Source organism: Acidovorax sp. LjRoot118, from assembly GCF_964253575.1.
In the GTDB taxonomy this organism is placed as follows: Bacteria; Pseudomonadota; Gammaproteobacteria; order Burkholderiales; family Burkholderiaceae_C; genus Acidovorax.
On record NZ_CAXURB020000001.1, the window covers coordinates 5,921,028 to 5,937,228 of the forward strand.

General features: G+C 66.1%; 16 protein-coding genes. 6 read left to right on the forward strand and 10 right to left on the reverse strand.

The features are described from left to right. Positions 1-13: 13 nt before the first annotated feature. The 10 genes from ACSQ9E_RS27845 to ACSQ9E_RS27890 form a co-directional block, all read right to left on the reverse strand. Positions 14-1,192 carry an ABC transporter substrate-binding protein gene (locus ACSQ9E_RS27845; RefSeq protein ID WP_200963937.1) on the reverse strand — a complete coding sequence of 393 codons (1,179 nt, stop codon included), beginning with the start codon at positions 1,190-1,192 and terminating at the stop codon, positions 14-16. Positions 1,193-1,345: 153 nt separating this feature from the next. Continuing rightward, complete coding sequence (gene pncA / locus ACSQ9E_RS27850; protein ID WP_436220273.1) at positions 1,346-2,071, reverse strand: bifunctional nicotinamidase/pyrazinamidase; 726 nt, start codon at positions 2,069-2,071, stop codon at positions 1,346-1,348. Positions 2,072-2,145: 74 nt separating this feature from the next. After that, on the reverse strand, positions 2,146-2,892 hold the full coding sequence (locus ACSQ9E_RS27855) for an ABC transporter ATP-binding protein (RefSeq protein ID WP_369818159.1): 747 nt from the start codon (positions 2,890-2,892) through the stop codon (positions 2,146-2,148). Beyond that, a complete protein-coding gene (locus tag ACSQ9E_RS27860; protein ID WP_436219724.1) occupies positions 2,892-3,692 on the reverse strand; it encodes an ABC transporter ATP-binding protein in 801 nt (266 codons plus the stop codon). The genes ACSQ9E_RS27855 and ACSQ9E_RS27860 overlap by 1 nt, the downstream gene beginning before the upstream one ends. Beyond that, positions 3,689-5,584, reverse strand: a complete 1,896-nt coding sequence (locus tag ACSQ9E_RS27865; protein WP_436219725.1) for an ABC transporter permease — start codon at positions 5,582-5,584, stop codon at positions 3,689-3,691. Before ACSQ9E_RS27865 ends, ACSQ9E_RS27860 begins: the two co-directional genes overlap by 4 nt. 132 nt (positions 5,585-5,716) lie before the next feature. Next, the gene (locus tag ACSQ9E_RS27870; protein WP_235514503.1) at positions 5,717-6,916 is read right to left on the reverse strand and encodes an ABC transporter substrate-binding protein; all 1,200 of its coding nucleotides are present in this window, start codon (positions 6,914-6,916) and stop codon (positions 5,717-5,719) included. Positions 6,917-7,010: 94 nt separating this feature from the next. Further along, positions 7,011-7,595 (reverse strand): amino acid synthesis family protein, encoded by a 585-nt coding sequence (locus ACSQ9E_RS27875; RefSeq protein ID WP_057202713.1) that lies wholly within the window; start codon positions 7,593-7,595, stop codon positions 7,011-7,013. A gap of 45 nt (positions 7,596-7,640) precedes the next feature. Further along, positions 7,641-8,282: an amino acid synthesis family protein gene (locus tag ACSQ9E_RS27880; protein WP_057202714.1), complete on the reverse strand. Its 642-nt coding sequence runs from the start codon at positions 8,280-8,282 to the stop codon at positions 7,641-7,643. Positions 8,283-8,302: 20 nt separating this feature from the next. Then, positions 8,303-9,226 (reverse strand): UPF0280 family protein, encoded by a 924-nt coding sequence (locus ACSQ9E_RS27885; protein WP_436219726.1) that lies wholly within the window; start codon positions 9,224-9,226, stop codon positions 8,303-8,305. 9 nt (positions 9,227-9,235) lie between these two features. Further along, positions 9,236-10,858: a 6-hydroxynicotinate reductase gene (locus ACSQ9E_RS27890; protein ID WP_436219727.1), complete on the reverse strand. Its 1,623-nt coding sequence runs from the start codon at positions 10,856-10,858 to the stop codon at positions 9,236-9,238. A gap of 175 nt (positions 10,859-11,033) precedes the next feature. On the opposite strand from ACSQ9E_RS27890, the gene fdxA reads away from it, so the two are divergent. The 6 genes from fdxA to ACSQ9E_RS27920 all read left to right on the forward strand — a co-directional run bounded on the left by fdxA (position 11,034) and on the right by ACSQ9E_RS27920 (position 16,185). Then, a complete protein-coding gene (gene fdxA / locus ACSQ9E_RS27895) occupies positions 11,034-11,363 on the forward strand; it encodes a ferredoxin FdxA (protein WP_057202717.1) in 330 nt (109 codons plus the stop codon). A gap of 69 nt (positions 11,364-11,432) precedes the next feature. Then, positions 11,433-12,206 carry a ferredoxin--NADP reductase gene (locus ACSQ9E_RS27900; protein WP_057202718.1) on the forward strand — a complete coding sequence of 258 codons (774 nt, stop codon included), beginning with the start codon at positions 11,433-11,435 and terminating at the stop codon, positions 12,204-12,206. Positions 12,207-12,267: 61 nt separating this feature from the next. Beyond that, positions 12,268-12,954, forward strand: coding sequence for a TetR family transcriptional regulator (locus tag ACSQ9E_RS27905; RefSeq protein ID WP_057266733.1), 687 nt, complete (start codon positions 12,268-12,270; stop codon positions 12,952-12,954). Positions 12,955-13,199: 245 nt separating this feature from the next. Continuing rightward, entirely contained in the window at positions 13,200-14,387 is a 1,188-nt protein-coding gene (locus ACSQ9E_RS27910) for an amidohydrolase family protein (RefSeq protein ID WP_057202720.1), read from the forward strand. A 96-nt stretch (positions 14,388-14,483) separates the two neighbouring features. Then, on the forward strand, positions 14,484-15,233 hold the full coding sequence (locus ACSQ9E_RS27915; RefSeq protein ID WP_436219728.1) for an electron transfer flavoprotein subunit beta/FixA family protein: 750 nt from the start codon (positions 14,484-14,486) through the stop codon (positions 15,231-15,233). Positions 15,234-15,252: 19 nt separating this feature from the next. After that, on the forward strand, positions 15,253-16,185 hold the full coding sequence (locus ACSQ9E_RS27920) for an electron transfer flavoprotein subunit alpha/FixB family protein (RefSeq protein ID WP_436219729.1): 933 nt from the start codon (positions 15,253-15,255) through the stop codon (positions 16,183-16,185). The last annotated feature ends 16 nt before the right edge of the window (positions 16,186-16,201 follow it).

Sequence of the window (16,201 nt, forward strand, 5' to 3'; positions counted from 1 at the left end):
CCTGAATGAAACGTCAGCGGCGCAGGCTGCCGGTGCGGGTGTACATCTCCAGGTCCACGAAGTTGGACCCATTGTGGTTGTTCGGACCGTACTGCACCGGGAAATCGCCGAACTTGGTGGTACCCATGTCTTCCATGGCCTTGATGAAGGCCTCGCGCGTGAGGTTGCGCCCCGCGCGCCTGAGGCCTTCGACGAACACGCGCGCGGCGATATAGCCTTCGAGCATGGTGTAGCTGTCGATCTTGGCACCGGCATCGGTGCGGTCCTTGCGGTAGTCGACCACGATGGGCAGGCGGCTGGCCTGCGGCGAGGGCACGATGCTGGCCGTGACCAGGCCCTCGATGCCGCCATTGAGGCGCTGGGCCGAGCCCGGCGCATCGGTGATGCCCACCGAGATGGTGTACAGCGGCGCGGCGCCGCCACCGGCACGGTAGTCGCGCAGGAACACCTCGACCATCTTGCCGGCCATGATCATCACCACCGCGCCGGGCTGGGCCTTGGTGAGCTGGGCCACCTGGGCCTTGGCGTCGGTGGCGGCAATCTCCAGAGGCACCGACTCGACCACCTTGACCTTCAGGCCCTGGGCGATCTGCAGGCAGGTCTCAAGGTTGGACTTGCCGAACGCGCTGTTCTGGTAGGCGACCGCGATGTTGGTGATGCCCAGCGTGGCCAAGTGGCCCACGATCTTGCGCAGCTCGGTCTCGTAGCTGGCGCGCACGTGGAACAGGTAGCGGTTGTGCGTGGTGCGAAACGAGGTGGTGCCCACCAGCGGCGCGAACATGGGCACGCCGGCCTTCTCGGCCAGCGGCATGGCGGCGATCAGGTTGCCCGTGGCCACGTAGCCGATCAGGGCGAATACCTTCTCCTCGTCGATCAGGCGCGCCGTGTTCTCGGCGGTCTTCTTGGGCTCGTAGGCGTCGTCGAGCGAGACGAGTTCGAGCTTGCGCTCGAACACCCCGCCGGCCTTGTTGGTGCGGTCGAAGTACAGGGAGATGCCGGCCTTGTAGTCCACGCCGAAGTCCTTGGCGGGCCCGGTGAAAACAGCGGACTGCCCCACTTTGATGCTCTTGTCCGTCACCCCGGTCTCTGCCGCCATGGCCGTCGTCGCCGAACTGCCCAGGGCCGTCGCCGCCATGGCCATCAGCACGGCCCTGCGGTCGGTGCGCCCATCCCTCATCCCACGGTACTTCATGAAACGCTCCTTACATCAAAGGTGGCAGTTTCCCCGCAACACGAGGGACTGTGCAACCATTTACAGGGGGTGTTGCGAAACCGTCAAAGACGGATTCCCACGCTGCCGGCCATGCGGCAGCCACCGATGGTTTGCAAGTCCCGTGCCCATGGCTCAGGCGATGTCGAGGTCGCTCGACTGGATGCGCTTGACGCCTTTGGCCTTCATCTGCTTCCAGGCCGCCTCCAGCGAGCCGTTGAGGTCGATGGCGCGGCAGGCGTCTTCCACCACATAGGTTTCGAAGCCCAGGCGCTTGGCGTCCAGGGCCGTCCAGGCCACGCAGAAGTCGGTGGCCAGGCCGGTCACGAACACCGTCTTGATGCCGCGCTGCTTGAGGTAGCCCGCGAGGCCCGTGGAGGTCTTGCGATCCGCCTCCTCGAAGGCCGAGTAGCTGTCCACATGCTCGTGGAAGCCCTTGCGCAGGATCACCTGGGCCTGGGGCAGTTTCAAATCCTTGTGCAGGGCCGCATCGTCGGTGCCGCGCACGCAGTGGTCGGGCCACAGCACCTGCTGGCCGTAGCTGAGCTTGGTGGTCTCGAAGGGCTTCTTGCCGGCATGCGTGCTGGCGAACGAGGCATGGCCCGGCGTGTGCCAGTCCTGCGTCACGACCACGTTCTCGAACGCGGTGGCGATGCGGTTGATGACCGGCACCACCTCGTCGCCCTTGGCCACGGGCAGCGTGCCACCGGGCACGAAGCAGTTCTGCACGTCCACGACGATCAGCGCTGCGCGTTCGCCGGGCTTGATCTTGCCCGCTGCAAAGGCCAGGGGCATGCCGGCCCCCGCGAGGGTGAGGGCGGCGGCGGATTGGAGGAAGAAACGGCGCTGGGCAGGGATCATCATGGCGGACACTCCGGTTGGGAACGCACTGGCAGATCGGTACGGGCCCAACAGGCCCGCGCCGGGAAAATCCTTCAAACGCTCAGGTAGGACCTGCGCACCTCGTCGTTGGCGGCCAGCTCGGCCATGGACGCCTGGTAACGGATCTGGCCCTTTTCGAGCACGTAGGCACGGTCGGACACGAGTTCGGCGAAATGCATGTTCTGTTCGGACAGCAGGATGCTCACGCCCTGGGCCTTGAGCTCCAGGATCATCTGCGCCATCTGCTCGACGATGACCGGGGCCACGCCTTCGGAGGGTTCGTCGAGCAGCACCAGGTAGGGGTTGCCCATCAGCGTGCGGGCCACAGTCAGCATCTGCTGCTCACCGCCGCTCATGCGGCCGCCGGGGCGCTGGGGCATCTCGCCCAGGTTGGGGAACAGCTTGAACAGGGCCTCGGGCGTCCACAGCGGCGCTGCCGTGCCGTCGGGCCAGTGGCGCGCGGGCTGGCGGCCCACGGCCAGGTTCTCCATCACCGTGAGGTCGGTGAACACGCGGCGGTCCTCGGGCACGAAGCCCAGGCCCAGGCGCGCCGCATCGTGTGGGTCGCTTTTGGAGATGTCCTTGCCCATGAAGCGGATCTGCCCCTTGCGCTTGGCCAGCATGCCCATCAGCGTTTTGAGCGTGGTGGACTTGCCCGCGCCGTTGCGGCCCATCAGCGCCACGACCTCGCCGCGGCGCACGTTGAGGTCCACGTCGTACAGGATCTGCGCAGCGCCGTACCAAGCCTGCAGGCCCTTGGCCTCCAGCAACACGTCCTTGGAATCAATCGTCGTCGTCATCATGCGGTCTCCGCAGGCGCAGCAGCAATCGCTGCACCGGCCGTCTTTTTCTCGAAGGTCTTGCCGGTGCCGAAGTACACCTCCTGCACCTTGGGGTGGTCGCGCAGCTCCAGGGGCTTGCCCTCGGCGATCAGGCGCCCGCGCGCCAGCACGATCATGCGGTCGGCGTAGGCGAACACCACGTCCATGCTGTGCTCGGTGAACAGCACGGCCATGCCGCGGTCGATCACGAGTCGCTTGGTCAGCGCCATGAGCTCGTTGCGCTCCTTGGGCGCCATGCCGGCCGTGGGTTCGTCCATGAGCAGCAGCTTGGGCGCGTTGGCCATGGCGATGGCCAGCTCCACGCGCTTCACGTCGCCGTAGGCCAGCACGCTGCAGGGGCGGTCGGCCTGGGCCTTCATGCCCACCTGCTCAAGCAGGGCCAGGGCCTCATCACGCTTGTGCTCCGAGGCCTTGCGGAACATCGAGAACAGGCGGCTGTCGTTGGAGATCAGCGCCATCTGCACGTTTTCCACCACGGTCAGCGAGGAGAAGGTCTCGGCGATCTGGAAGGTGCGGCCCACGCCCATGCGCCAGATATCGCGCGGCTTGCGGCCCACCAGCTCCTGGCCGTTGAGCTGGATCGAGCCCACGTCGGCCGGCAGTTGGCCGTTGACCATGTTGAAGGTGGTGGACTTGCCGGCGCCGTTGGGGCCGATCAGGGCCAGCAGCTCGCCGGCCGCCAGCTCGAAGTGGATGCCGTCGACGGCCTTGACCCCACCGAAGGACTTGCCCAGGCCGGTGACTTTGAGCAGGCTCATGCTGCCTCCTTGGCTTCGCGCTTGTTATCGAAGAGTTGCTTGATGGCCCCCGCGATGCCCTGCGGGAACAGCAGCACCAGGATCAGGATGATGGCGCCCAGCATGGCGCGCCAGTAGTCGGTGTTGCGTGCCACGGTGTCGTGCAGCCAGGTGAAGGTGACCGCACCCACCACCGGGCCGGCCAGCGTCTGGATACCGCCCAGCAGCACCATCACCAGGCCGTCGACCGACTTGCCCACGTGCAGCGCCTCCGGCGAGATGCTGCCCTTGGAGAAGGCGAACAGCGCACCGCCCAGGCCCGCGAACAGGCCGGCGATGACGAAGGCCGTCCACTGCATGCGCTTGACGTCGATGCCGATGGCATCGGCGCGCAGCACTGAGTCGCGCCCGGCGCGCAGCGCATAGCCAAAGGGCGAGAACAGCACCCGGCGCAGCGCCAGCACGCCGCCCACCACCAGGGCCAGCGTGAGGAAGTAGTAGTTGCGCTTGTCCGACAGCCACTCGGCCGGCCACACGCCCGTGAGGCCGTTGCTGCCACCGGTGAAGCCGTCCCACTGGTAGCAGATGGCCCAGGTGATCTGCGCGAAGGCCAGCGTCAGCATGGCCAGGTACACGCCCGACAGGCGCACGCAGAACCAGCCATAGATCAGCGCACCGGCCGCAGCCGCCAGGGGGGCCAGCAACAGCGCCGCTTCCATGGGGATGCCGGCCGAGCGCACCAGCAGCGCAGCCGCATAGGCCCCAAGGCCGAAGTACGCGGCGTGGCCGAACGAATGCATGCCCGCAGGCCCCATGATGAAGTGCAGGCTGGCCGCGAACAGCGCCGCGATCAGCAGGTCGATCATCAGCACGGTGAGATAGGGCGAACCTGTGGTGACGAAGGGCAGCAGCACCAGCGCGGCCACCAGCACGGCTGCACCGACCTTGTACCAGGGCGCTGAGGCGCGCAGCGGCGCTTCGGGAATACCGGTGTTGCGGCTGACCGCCTGGGGCTTGCCCATCAGACCCCAGGGGCGCACCACGAGCACGACGGCCATCACCAGGAACTCGACCACCAGCGTGAGCTTGGAGAACGAGACGCTGTAGCCGAAGATTTCGACCACGCCGAGCCAGATGCAGATGGCCTTGATCTCGGCGATCAGCAGCGCGGCCACATAGGCGCCCGGGATGGAGCCCATGCCGCCCACCACCACCACCACGAAGGCGGCGCCGATGGTGTTCAGGTCCATCTCCAGCGTGGCCGGTTCGCGCGGCAGCTGCAGCGCACCGCCCAGGCCCGCCAGCAGGGCGCCCAGGGCGAACACCGCTGTGAACAGCCAGGCCTGGTTCACGCCCAGGGCGCTGACCATCTCGCGGTCCTGCGTGGCGGCACGCACCAGCGTGCCCCAGCGGGTGCGGGTGAGCAAGAGCCACAGCAGGCCCAGTACCACCGGGCCGACGACGATCAGGAACAGGTCGTACGAGGGGAATTGCCGCCCCAGGATGCTGACCGAGCCCGACAGGCCCGGCGCACGCGGGCCGAGCAGTTCCTCGGGGCCCCAGATCCACAGCGCGGCGTCCTTGATCACCAGCACCAGCGCAAAGGTCGCCAGCAGCTGGAACAGCTCGGGTGCCTTGTAGATGCGGCGCAGCAGCACCACCTCCACCAGGGCACCGAGCGCGCCGACCACCACGGCCGACAGCAGCAGCGCGGGCCAGAAGCCCAGGCCGGTGCCCAGCTTGGCCACCATGGAGTAGGCGACGTAGATGCCCACCATGAAGAACGAGCCATGCGCGAAATTCACGATGCGCGTGACGCCGAAGATCAGCGAAAGCCCGGCGCCCACGAGGAACAGCGAGGAGGCCCCCGCCAGTCCATTGAGCAGCTGAACGATAAAACTCGATAAACTCATTCCAGATCCTTCGGCAACACTTGTCCCTCGGGCATGTCCGTCTGCCCGTTCGCGTGCATGTGGGGTAGCAATATGGCCTCAGGGGCTAGCGGACGCAAGTGTCCGCAGCCGCCTCAGGCCGGGGACCAGCCGTCAGTCGGCCGGGCGCATCTTCTTGACTTCGTCGTTCGTAGGCTGCACCTTGGCGCCGTCCACGTAGCGGTAGTCGACCATCACGCCCTTGCCACCCTCGTTCTTGGTGCGGCCCACGTAGCCGCCCATGGTGGACTGGTTGTCCTCGGGGCGGTAGGTGATGCGGCCGAACGGCGTGGGCACCTGCAGGCCCTTGAAGGCAACGACCAGCTTTTCGGTGTCGGTGGAGCCGGCCTTCTTGATGCCCTCGGCCAGCGACTTGATGGCGCTGTAGCCCACGACCGAGCCCAGGCGCGGGTAGTCGTTGAACTTGCCTTGGTAAGCCGTTTGGAAGGCCTTGTGCTCGGGCGTCTGCAGGCCGTACCAGGGGTAGCCGGTCACGATCCAGCCGTTGGGGGCCTCGTCCTTGAGCGGGTCCATGTACTCGGGCTCGCCGGTCAGCAGGCTGACCACTTCACGGTCCTTGAACAGGCCACGCGTGTTGCCTTCGCGCACGAACTTGGACAGGTCGGCGCCGAACAGCACGTTGAAGATCGCATCGGGCTTGGCATCGGCCAGGGCCTGCACCACGCTGCCCGAGTCGACCTTGCCCAGCGGGGGCGCCTGCTCGACGACGAATTCCACGTCCGGCTGCGCGGCCTTGAGCAGTTGCTTGAAGGTGGCCACGGCCGACTGGCCGTATTCGTAGTTGGGGTAGACCAGCGCCCAGCGCTTCTTCTTCAGGGCCACGGCCTCGGGCACCATCATCGACACCTGCATGTAGGTGGAGGGACGCAGGCGGTAGGTGTAGCGGTTGCCGTTCTGCCAGACGATCTTGTCGGTCAGCGGTTCGCCGGCCAGGAAGAAGAACTTCTTTTGCTTGGCGAAGTCGGTCAGCGCCAGGCCCACGTGCGAGAGAAAGGAGCCGGTGAGCACATCCACCTTCTCGCGCGAGACCAGTTCCTCGGCGGCGCGCACGGCATCGCCGGGGTTGCCGTTGTCGTCGCGGATCACGAGCTGGACCTTCTTGCCCAGCAGGCCACCTGCGGCGTTGATCTCGTCCACTGCCAGCTCCATGCCCTTCTTGTAGGGCTCCAGGAAGGCGGGCTGGGCCTTGTAGCTGTTGATCTCACCGATCTTGATGACATCCTGGGCCATCGCGGGAGCGATTGTGGCGGCCAGCGCGGCAGCGGCCGTAGCACGCATGAGGGTCTTAAGCATCGTCATGGAAACACTCCTGATGGATTGGATGGGAGAGAAACAGCGGTGGCGAACAGTATGGGGGAGACAGCGGGTCACGGGTGTGGCGGTGCGCTCAGCGCAGGCCGTCCTGGCCCTGGACTTCTGCGGTGGTGAGCCCGCCTATGCGCGGCAGCGGGCGGCCGCCGGCCGTGACCACCACGGCCACCACGATCTCGTTGGCGCGTGGCGCATCGGCCACACGGGCCTCCATGGCATCGAAGTGGCTGCGCACGTAGGCGGCGTCCTTGTGGCCCAGCGGCACGTCGATGGCAGCGCCCAGGCCGCCGATCTTCTTGCTTGAAGGCACCAGGGCTGCGCCCTTTTCCACCGCCAGGCGCAGCGGGGCGCCGAGCTTGGGGTGCAGGATGGCCGCAGCGTGTTCGAGCTCGCCGCCTTCGCCCACGATGGCGGCCTTGCCATAGCTCTCGGCCTGGCCGGGCGCAATGCCCAGGGCCTGCACGCAGCGCTCGCCCAGCAGGCCGCCGAGCTCTTCGCCGATGGCGATCAGCTCGTCGAGGTTTTCCACGTAGCGGCCCGCAAACGGGTTCTCGATGACGGCCATGGCCAGGGCCTTGCGCACGGGCGGGTTCACCTCGCGGCCCATTTCCACGCGCACTTCGTCGGTCTGGACGATGATTTTCCGGATCTTGGCTGGCATGTGTGTGCTCCTTGGTCTCTCGTAGTCGTTATGGTTGGCGTGGGTTCAGCGCAGGCCGTTCCACTGGCTGATGTCGGCGGCCTTGAGCCCGCCCACCCGCGCATGGATGCGTGCGCCGGTGGTCATCGCCAGGATGAAGACGATCTCATCGGCCAGCGGTGCGCCGGGCACACGCACCTCGATGGCATCGAAATGGCTGCGCACGTAGCTGGCGTTGATGTGGGTGAGCGGCACGTCGAGCGCCGCACCAGGGCCGCCCACCTTCTTGGTCGAGGGCACGATGGATAGCGCGTTGGCAGGCTGCCCGGTCTTTTCCTCGGCCTGGCCCTTGGCGTAGGCATTGCGGTCGCCCTTCCAGCCCAGCAGTTCACGCATGGCATAGCCGCCCGGCACATGCCACAGCGCGCCGTGCTCCAGCTCACCGGCGGCGCCGATGATGGCGCCCTTGCCATAGGTCGCGATGCGCTCGGCCGGCACGTTCATGGCCTTGAGCAGGCGCTGCGCCATATCGAGGCCCACCTCCTGCAGCGCATCCATCATGGGCAGGATGTCCGCCTCGTAGCGGCCGGCATAGGGATTGGTGAGCACGGCGCCGATGGCACCACGCAGCAGCGGTGCACCGGTTTCGGGCCCGAATTCGTGCCGGATTTCCTCAAGGTGGGTGAAAACGCGTCGGATCTGGATCATGGGATGGCCTGTGCAATTCATTAAGCAAATACTGAACCAACTTCAAAAACGGCGCCGATTTTCCGGGGGGCGGCCTGCTCCAGCACCGGGCGTTCGGACGGCGTCGCCATCCATTGCCCCTGGCATGAGAGCAGCGCGCACCACAGGTGGCCGCGGGACTGCAATTCTTGCGCTTTTTCAAGACCAGCCTGCAGGGCCTGGCGCACCAGGGCGGCCGGCAGCGCTGGCACGTCCACCGTGACGAGGATGGCGCCCAGGTCGCTGTCGTCCTTGACTTCGCAGGCGGGCCTGCGCGCAATGCGTGCATCCTGCAGGTTCACCGCATTGGCCACCACCGTGGCCGCGGCGTCGGCCTGGGCTGCCGTTGGCGCCAGGATGGTGACGCTGTCGGCAATGCCCAGCGAATGGCTGCGCCCGCGCCAGCCGCTGGTTGCCACGCCGCGCACCGGCATGGTGCTCGTGAGGCGAAAGGCGCCGTCGAGCAGCAGCCCGCCCTGCAGCTGCGCCGCATCGAGCCCCGCAATGTCGGCATACACCCCGACGCTGGCCGATTCGCCCGGCGCCAGGTGCAGCGCGATATCGCCGCCATTGTTCACCCAGGCGCGCTGCACGCACTCCACCGCGTAGCAGGCCAACAGCTCCTGCGCCACCGAACCGGCCACTGCGGCCATGGGCGTGATGAAGTCCTGGCGAAACGGCTGGCAGGCGCTCCACATGCGGCGCGCCACCGGGCCCTGCAGCGGGCAGTCGCCAGCGCCCACCGGCGCACGCAGCGCGGGCAGCTCACGCACCAACTCCTGCAGCAGGCCCTGAAAGCGCACCCAGGCGCGCGCATGCGCCGCAGCCACGGCGAGCGCATCGCCCTCGGCCTGCACGATCACGTCCATGGGGCCGTGTTGCAGGTGCCAGCGGCCGGCGGACAGCAGTTGTCGGGTGGCTTGCATGGAGGCCCCTCAGCCCAACAGCGGCGGCTGGCCCAGGGGCCAGGGGTTGGCCGATGGCAGGGTCAGCCACGAGACCGATTCCGGCGCACCATCGTTGTGCCAGGCGCCGCGTTCGAGCACTTCGCGCAGGCTGCGCACCTGGTCCATGTGGCCACCGAGCAACTCGTAGTCACTGCGGCGCATGCTGAATTCGATGGGCGCCACGATGGCCGGCGTGGGCACAGTGCCAAAGCTGTTGTCGGGCATACGCAGCACGTCGGCCATCACCGTGATGCCGCCACCGGGCCAGACATAGGCCGGCGCACCGCCACAGGTCACGTTGACCAGCGCATTCTTGATAGAGCGAGTAAGCAGCACCGGGTTCTCGGTGACGCCCGCACGCAGGCTGCCGCCCGCACCGCCCAGGAACAGCACCGAAGTCATCGAGGGTTCGCAGTTCTCGCCGATGCGGTCCACGATGCGGCGCACCTCGGCGGGCATCTCGGCCTCCACCGGATTCAGCGATTCGTCGAGCACGTACCAGCTGGCGTGTTCGCCCGTGGTCGAGGTCATCAAGAGGCGCAGGCCGGGCCATGCCACCGCTTCGTCCCAGGTCTCGATGATGGACAGCGGGTCGGCGATGTCGGTGCCGCCCCAGCCCGTGCCGGGGTTGGCCACCTGGAAGTAGCGGCCCGGCGTGGACTTGCGCCCGCGCATCTTGATGCCCGAGGATTTCATGTCCAGGCAGCGGCCGGCCTGGTGCTCGGTGAGCACGCCGGTGATGTGGTCGTCCACCACCACCACCTCGTCGGCCTGGCCGAAGAACTGGCGCGCAAAGATGCCGATGGCGGCCGAGCCGCAGCCCACGCGCATGCGCTGCTCGGCCACCCCGTTGACGATGGGCGCATGCCCGGCCTGGATCACGAGCTGCGAGCCGCCGTCGATGGTGAGCTCCACCGCCTGCTTGTTGCCCAGCATCTGCATCATCTCGTTGGCGATGCGCCCTTCCTTCTTGCTGCCGCCCGTCAGGTGGTGCACGCCGCCCAGCGAGAGCATCTGCGAGCCGTACTCGGCCGTGGTGACATGGCCCACCACCTCGCCCTTGCAGCGCACGTTGGCCTGCTCGGGGCCGAGGAAGCGGTCGGTGTCGATCTTCACCTTGAAGCTGCAGTAGCTGAAGATGCCCTCGGTGACCACGGTGACCATGTCCACGCCATCGACCTTGGAGCCGACGATGAAGGGCGCGGGCTTGTAGTCGGGGTAGGTGGTGGAAGAGCCGACGCCGGTGACGAAGACCTCCTCGGTCAGCAGCAGGTCGCCGCTCCAGGCGGGCTGCTCAGCCGGTGCGTCCTGGCCTCCGGCACCCGCATCGGCAGCGCGGCCTGCAAAGGGCACCAGCACCGCCTCGCCGTCCGCCATGGTCTTGCGCAGCAGCACCACGGGATCGACCCGCACCAGCACGCCGGCCTGGTTGGCGTAGCGGTCGCAGGCGCCGCTGCGGCCTTCGGAGATCTGGCACAGCACGGGGCAGGCGTTGCACTCCACCTTGGCCGTGTTCATGCGTTCATTGCGCGGCCGGGCGCGCTCGAGCACCTGCGGCAGCTCGGGTGCGTCCATGCCTGGAAGGCCATCGGTCTTGGTGTGTTCAGTCATCGTGGCAACCCATTCCTCGCACCGTTTTCTGTGCTTGTACGTTCATGGCGTTTTGTGTAGCATTCACTTAACTTAAATGTTGTGATCACTACATTTGAGGCGAATGTAGCGCAATCGTTCGCAGTCCGCAATAGTGTTTGCGCGCCCCCTGAAATGGTGCACAAGGAGCCCCAAAATGACGCACGTAGTCACAGACGCATGCATTCGGTGCAAGTACACCGATTGCGTGGATGTATGCCCGGTCGATTGCTTCAAGGAGGGACCGGAATACCTGGTGATCGACCCCGACGAATGCATCGACTGCGCGGTCTGCATCCCCGAATGCCCAGCCAATGCCATCTATGCCGAGGACGACCTCCCGGCAGGCATGGAAATCTTTATCCAGTTCAACAAAAAGCTGGCCCCCGGCCTGCCCACAATCACCAAAAGAAAACCGCCTTTGCCAGATGCGGAACAATGGAGGGTTGTGAGCCACAAGCTTTCCGGCCTGGACATCGCGCTCTGACGCGGCCGGCCCCAGCCTTTCAGCCAGCTTTTTCGCCCTATTTTTCAACTTTTAGCCGACGTAAGCACCATGAGCGCCTTTCTTGAAGAACGCGTATTGACCGTCAACCACCTGACGGACCGCCTGTTTTCCTTCACCACCACGCGCGATACCGCGCTGCGGTTCTCCAACGGCCATTTCACGATGATCGGCCTGCGCGTGAACGGCAAGCCGCTGCTGCGCGCCTACAGCATCGCCAGCGCCAACTACGAGGAACACCTGGAGTTCCTGTCGATCAAGGTGCCCGACGGCCCGCTGACCTCGCGCCTGCAGAACATCCAGGTGGGCGACTCCATTGTCGTGGGCAAGAAGCCCACCGGCACCCTGCTGATCGACTACCTGCTGCCCGCCAAGCGGCTGTACATGCTCTCCACCGGCACCGGCCTGGCCCCCTTCCTGAGCCTGATCCGCGACCCCGAGACCTACGAGAAGTTCGAGGAAGTGGTGCTGGTGCACGGCGTGCGCGAGGTCAAGGAGCTGGCCTACCACGACTACATCACCGAAGAGTTGCCCAAGCACGAGTTCCTGGGCGAGATGGTGAGCAAGCAGCTCAAGTACTACCCCACCGTGACGCGCGAGGATTTCAAGCACCAGGGCCGCGTGACCACCGTGATCGAAAACGGCCAGCTCGCCCGCGACCTGGGCCTGCCAGCGCTGAACCCGGTGGAAGACCGGGTGATGATCTGCGGCAGCCCCGAGATGCTGCGCGACCTCAAGCACATGATGGAAGTGCGCGGCTTCAAGGAAGGCAACACCACGAAGCCCGGCGACTTTGTGATCGAACGAGCCTTCGCTGAGCAGTAATATCCCCGGCAGGCCCGGTCCCTGCATGGCAGGGGCTGCCCTGCCACCCAACGGATCATCCATGTCGGCCACACCCACCAAGACCCGGACTGCTTCCACCCGCGCCCCCTCGACACGCCGCACCGGCGTGCGCGAGCAGGCGGCCCAGACCACGCGCGACAACATCCTCAAGGCGGCGATCAAGGTGTTCGCACGCTACGGCTACGAAGGCGGCAGCGTGGAGAAGATCTCCAAGGCCGCCAAGTCCTTCGACCGGATGATCTACTACTACTTCGGCAGCAAGGAAGGCCTGTTCATCGAGGTGCTCGAAGAGATCTACCGGCGCATGAACGACGCCGAGTCGGCGCTGGACATCCGCCTCGAAACCCCGGTCGAAGCGCTCAAGTCGGTGGTCCGCTTCGTGAGCCAGTACTACCGCAAGCACCCCGAGTTCGTCACGCTGCTCAACACCGAGAACCTGCACAAGGGCAAGCACATCTCCAAGTCGATGCGCGCGCGCGAGTATTCCTCGCCCGCCGTCTCGGTGATCGAGCAGGTGTTGGCCGCGGGCGTGGCCAGCCAGGAGTTCCGCGCCGACCTGCGCGCGCGCGACCTGTACCTGCTGATCGCCTCCATGGGCTACTTCTACCAGTCCAACCGCTACACGCTCTCGGCCTTCCTGGGCGAGGACATCGACCAGCCCGAGGCCGTGGCCCACTGGGACGAGTTCATGATCGATACCGTGCTGCGGACCGTGCGGGCGTCCTGAGGCGCAACGCGCCCTCCCCGGGGCCCAAGGCCCATATCTTGCAAGAGCCCCCTGCCGATCCGGGCGATCGGCAGGGGCGCAGCCTGCCCGCTTCACCGCAGCGCCTGATCTGCCCCGAGACACTTTGCAGTGCTTGCCATCTTGCACGATGCTGGCCTCTTATGTAGTATTCACTACACGAATTGCAGCCCCACGATCGGCGCAGTTTGCGCCCTCCCCCTCAACCATCCGACTGGTACCTTCCCATGGCAGACATCTCCACCAATGCGGCCTCCGGCAAAGTCGTCATCAAGAACATCGGCCTGCTGCTCTCGGGCGACCTCGAACGCCCCATCCTCGACGCCGACACCATCGTCGTGAACGACGGCCTCATCGTGGCCGTGGGCCGCGAGAAGGACTGCGACACCGAACACGCGCGCACCACCATCGACGCGCGCCAGACCTGCGTGGCCCCCGGCCTGATCGACAGCCACGTACACCCCGTCTTCGGCGACTGGACGCCGCGCCAGAACCAGATCGGCTGGATCGACTCGACCATGAACGGCGGTGTGACCACCATGGTCTCGGCCGGCGAGGTGCACCTGCCCGGCAGGCCCAAGGACATCGTGGGCTTGAAGGCCCTGGCCATCACCGCGCAGCGCGCGTTCGACAACTTCCGCCCCGGCGGCGTGAAGGTGATCGCGGGTGCGCCCATCATCGAGAAGGGCATGGTCGAGCAGGACTTCAAGGACATGGCCGATGCCGGCGTGACCCTGCTCGGCGAAGTCGGCCTGGGCACCGTGAAGGCCGGCTACGAGGCCCAGCAGATGGTGGCCTGGGCGCGCAAGTACGGCATCCAGAGCACCATCCACACCGGCGGGCCTTCCATCCCCGGCTCGGGCCTGATCGACAAGGACGTGGTGCTGGAGGCAGATGCCGACGTGATCGGCCACATCAACGGCGGCCACACCTCGCTGCCCTGGAAGCATGTGTGCGAACTGTGCGAGAAGTCCTCGCGCGCCATCGAGCTGGTGCACAACGGCAACGAGAAGATCGCCATCGAGGCCGCACGCGCCGCAATGGAGCTCAAGTGCCCGCACCGCGTGATCCTGGGCACCGACGGGCCCGCAGGCTCGGGTGTGCAGCCCCTGGGCATGCTGCGCATGATTGCGCTGATCTCGAGCTTCGCCAACATCCCGGCCGAGCTGGTGTTCTGCTTTGCCACGGGCAACACGGCGCGCATCCGCAACCTCAACTGCGGGCTGATCGAGCCGGGTCGCGCGGCGGACTTCGTGTTCATGGACCGCGCCCAACACACGGCCGGAGCCACGCTGCTCGAAAGCGTGCAACTGGGCGACATCCCCGGCATCGGCATGGTGATGATCGACGGCCTGGTGCGCTGCGGCCGCAGCCGCAACACGCCACCGGCGACCGAGATCCCTGTCGTTCTCTGAGCCCCAACCTGGACGCCTTCAGCACACCTTCCTCATTCCCTGCGCAGGCCCACACGCCTGCGCGAACCTTTTCCTTGTACTGATGGAGTTCCTCCCATGAAAGCAATCGTCGCCGTCAAGCGCGTGGTCGACTACAACGTCAAAGTCCGAGTCAAGTCGGACCAAACGGGTGTGGACATCGCCAACGTGAAGATGAGCATGAACCCCTTTGACGAAATCGCCGTCGAAGAGGCCGTGCGCCTGAAAGAAAAAGGCCTGGTGACCGAAGTCATCGCCGTCTCCTGCGGCGTGGCCCAGTGCCAGGAAACTCTGCGCACCGCCATGGCCATCGGCGCCGACCGCGCCATCCTGGTGGAAACCGACGTCGAGCTGCAGCCCCTGGCCGTGGCCAAGATCTTGAAGGCTTTGGTGGACAAGGAACAACCGGGCCTCGTGATCCTGGGCAAGCAGGCCATCGACGACGATGCCAACCAGACCGGCCAGATGCTCGCCGCCCTGGCCGACCTGCCCCAGGCCACCTTCGCCAGCAAGGTCGAACTCTCGGCCGACAAGGTCAGCGTGACCCGCGAAGTCGACGGCGGCCTGGAAACCCTGGCCCTGACCCTGCCCGCAGTCATCACCACCGACCTGCGCCTGAACGAGCCCCGCTACGTCACCTTGCCCAACATCATGAAGGCCAAGAAGAAGCAGCTGGATATCGTCAAGCCCGAAGACCTGGGTGTGGATGTCACCCCCCGCCTCAAGACCCTCAAGGTGACCGAGCCCGCCAAGCGCGGCGCCGGCGTCAAGGTGGCCGACGTGGCCGCCCTGGTCGACAAGCTCAAGAACGAAGCCAAAGTCATCTGAACAATAAGGAGAACACCAAATGACCGTACTCGTTATTGCAGAACACGACAACGCCGCCATCAAGGGCGCAACGCTCAACACCGTGACCGCCGCCATTGCCTGCGGTGGCGACGTGCACGTGCTGATCGCCGGCCACAATGCCGGTGCTGCTGCAGCCGCTGCCGGACAAATCGCCGGTGTGGCAAAGGTCATCCATGCCGATGCCCCAGGTCTCGAACACGGCCTGGCCGAGAACGTGGCCGCGCAAGTCCTGGCCATTGCTGCCAACTACAGCCACATCCTGTTCCCCGCGACCGCCAGCGGCAAGAACGTGGCGCCCCGCGTGGCCGCCAAGCTCGATGTGGCCCAGATCAGCGACATCACCAAGGTGATCTCCCCCGACACCTTCGAGCGCCCCATCTACGCCGGCAACGCGATTGCCACCGTGCAGAGCAGCGATGCCACCAAGGTCATCACCGTGCGCACCACGGGCTTTGACCCGGCAGCAGCATCCGGTGGCAGTGCCGCCACCGAAACCTCCGCCGCCACGGCGGATACGGGCAAGAGCACCTTCGTGGGCAGCGAGATCGCCAAGAGCGACCGCCCCGAGCTGACCGCCGCCAAGATCATCGTCTCCGGTGGCCGGGCTTTGGGCAGCAAGGAAAAGTTCGACGAAGTGATGACCCCGCTGGCCGACAAGCTCGGCGCCGCCCTGGGCGCCAGCCGCGCTGCGGTGGATGCGGGCTATGCACCGAACGACTGGCAAGTGGGCCAGACCGGCAAGATCGTGGCGCCGCAGCTGTACATCGCGGCGGGTATCTCGGGGGCGATCCAGCACTTGGCGGGGATGAAGGACTCCAAGGTGATCGTGGCGATCAACAAGGATGCCGAGGCGCCGATCTTCAGCGTGGCGGACTATGGGTTGGAGGCGGATCTGTTTACCGCCGTGCCGGAGCTGGTCCGGGCGCTGTGATCAGGCCTGCCGCAGC

Bases quoted from the DNA above. Each gene is read 5' to 3' on its own strand.
- ACSQ9E_RS27855 (WP_369818159.1), bottom strand. From the start codon at position 2,892: ATGACGACGACGATTGATTCCAAGGACGTGTTGCTGGAGGCCAAGGGC.
- ACSQ9E_RS27915 (WP_436219728.1), top strand. From the start codon at position 14,484: ATGAAAGCAATCGTCGCCGTCAAGCGCGTGGTCGACTACAACGTCAAA.
- ACSQ9E_RS27900 (WP_057202718.1), top strand. From the start codon at position 11,433: ATGAGCGCCTTTCTTGAAGAACGCGTATTGACCGTCAACCACCTGACG.
- ACSQ9E_RS27880 (WP_057202714.1), bottom strand. From the start codon at position 8,282: ATGATCCAGATCCGACGCGTTTTCACCCACCTTGAGGAAATCCGGCAC.
- ACSQ9E_RS27885 (WP_436219726.1), bottom strand. From the start codon at position 9,226: ATGCAAGCCACCCGACAACTGCTGTCCGCCGGCCGCTGGCACCTGCAA.
- ACSQ9E_RS27905 (WP_057266733.1), top strand. From the start codon at position 12,268: ATGTCGGCCACACCCACCAAGACCCGGACTGCTTCCACCCGCGCCCCC.
- ACSQ9E_RS27845 (WP_200963937.1), bottom strand. From the start codon at position 1,192: ATGAAGTACCGTGGGATGAGGGATGGGCGCACCGACCGCAGGGCCGTG.
- ACSQ9E_RS27860 (WP_436219724.1), bottom strand. From the start codon at position 3,692: ATGAGCCTGCTCAAAGTCACCGGCCTGGGCAAGTCCTTCGGTGGGGTC.
- ACSQ9E_RS27870 (WP_235514503.1), bottom strand. From the start codon at position 6,916: ATGCTTAAGACCCTCATGCGTGCTACGGCCGCTGCCGCGCTGGCCGCC.
- ACSQ9E_RS27875 (WP_057202713.1), bottom strand. From the start codon at position 7,595: ATGCCAGCCAAGATCCGGAAAATCATCGTCCAGACCGACGAAGTGCGC.
- ACSQ9E_RS27910 (WP_057202720.1), top strand. From the start codon at position 13,200: ATGGCAGACATCTCCACCAATGCGGCCTCCGGCAAAGTCGTCATCAAG.
- pncA (WP_436220273.1), bottom strand. From the start codon at position 2,071: ATGATCCCTGCCCAGCGCCGTTTCTTCCTCCAATCCGCCGCCGCCCTC.
- ACSQ9E_RS27920 (WP_436219729.1), top strand. From the start codon at position 15,253: ATGACCGTACTCGTTATTGCAGAACACGACAACGCCGCCATCAAGGGC.
- ACSQ9E_RS27890 (WP_436219727.1), bottom strand. From the start codon at position 10,858: ATGACTGAACACACCAAGACCGATGGCCTTCCAGGCATGGACGCACCC.
- fdxA (WP_057202717.1), top strand. From the start codon at position 11,034: ATGACGCACGTAGTCACAGACGCATGCATTCGGTGCAAGTACACCGAT.
- ACSQ9E_RS27865 (WP_436219725.1), bottom strand. From the start codon at position 5,584: ATGAGTTTATCGAGTTTTATCGTTCAGCTGCTCAATGGACTGGCGGGG.